The organism is Yeosuana aromativorans, from assembly GCF_014646655.1.
Classification (GTDB): domain Bacteria; phylum Bacteroidota; class Bacteroidia; order Flavobacteriales; family Flavobacteriaceae; genus Yeosuana; species Yeosuana aromativorans.
Window position 1 is genome coordinate 1 of record NZ_BMNR01000021.1, and the last position, 1,482, is coordinate 1,482.

The 1,482-nt window shown below is 31.0% G+C and carries 1 protein-coding gene; it reads right to left on the minus strand.

Going from position 1 to position 1,482, the window contains the following annotated elements:
- Positions 1 to 661 precede the first annotated feature (661 nt).
- A complete protein-coding gene (locus tag IEW94_RS16765; protein WP_188655239.1) occupies positions 662 to 1,174 on the minus strand; it encodes a hypothetical protein in 513 nt (170 codons plus the stop codon).
- Positions 1,175 to 1,482: the final 308 nt, after the last annotated feature.

The window sequence follows — 1,482 nt, forward strand, 5'->3', positions numbered from 1 at the left end:
ACAGATATTGTCGCAATTTTAATTCCAATCTTTCCAGCACTTTCTTTTGTCATTTACGATACTTTTATCAGCTTACACACAACGGTTTGGCTATGATTCCGTTGTGGAGAAAATCCGTAGGATTTTCGGAGTAGGAATCGAGCCAAGTTAAATATAATGTTTTTTGGTTTAGCATTTAGCGAGCAATGGATTATAGCCGTTGTTGTGTGCAGTTATATTATAAAATATCCATAAAACATTCTGTAACAACCAAAACAACCACATTGATATAACTCATTAGGTATAAACTGAGTTAAAAACTCGTACATTGGAACGAAAGTAAAAATCAGAGCAAGAATCAGGGCAACAAATTTAATAAAAAAAGAAGCCTTTTTTGTTTCAACATATTCGAGATCTATAGTGTTAAAATTTTGCTTCATATTCATAATGAATTGTGTTTTAAAGTTAAACATTTATTTTGAAATTCATGTTTAAGTCATCCCAATTTTACTGGATAAATACTCTTTTTTAAATTGCATACAACGGTTTGGCTATGATTTCGGCGTGGATAAATCCGCAGGATTTGTCCACAGAGAAATCAGGTTTGTTAAAAGTAAGAAAAGTTCGTTAGATTAACCATCAAGCCACGCTGAATTATAGCCGTTGTTGTAGCACGTTTTTTTTATTTTATTCGTAATGCCAATCCCTCGAATTCTTTCTCCATTTCAATGTAGTTTTCTCTCGATTCGTTAATATAGTTTATTGAGCAAAATCGATTGTTAGCAATTAATTGATACGTGTTTTGGAATCCGAGCGTGTCTTTTTGATTTTTTATAAATGCAAAAACTAATTTATAAGCCTTTGTATTGGTCAAAGCATTCTCATCTTTTTCTATAAGTACTGATTTTAAATTCTTTTCAGAGGTCGATTTTTCGAATTCATTTACCAGTGAGAAGTCAGTCGGATTATCAAGCTTGGGCAAGGAGTCAAATTTTATTTTTTGGTCAGATAAAAAAACGAAAGCTTTGTTTTGAGGTTTATTGGTTTCTATAATCCCGAAATTAAAATTTCCTCCGATTTTTTGATTTGTGTTTTCGCTTAATATTATTTCTCCAGAATTCCCTTTTTTGCCAATTAATTTGTATTTGCTATTTAAATAAGTCGAAGTCTTTTTATAAATAGTATCGTTGTCCATTATATTGATATTCAATTTGTTTGATTTCTTGCTGTTTTGACAAGAAAAAAAGGTTAAAATCAAAAATAATGTCGTAAATAATCTCATTTCTCAAATGTGCTACAACGTGTTTGTATAAGAATAGTGCGGTTTTGTGTGCGAGGATTTTCCGAAGGAAAATCAGAAGCTAGCAAAACGGCACTAACCTTTGATTAAGTACTAAACTAAGCATTATTTTTAGCATCCATGTAAAAGCAGTAAGTCGAGTATCTTTAAAGTTCTCTAAAACAATAAAAGATATGAACACTCAAATTACTGCCGTTCCTAAA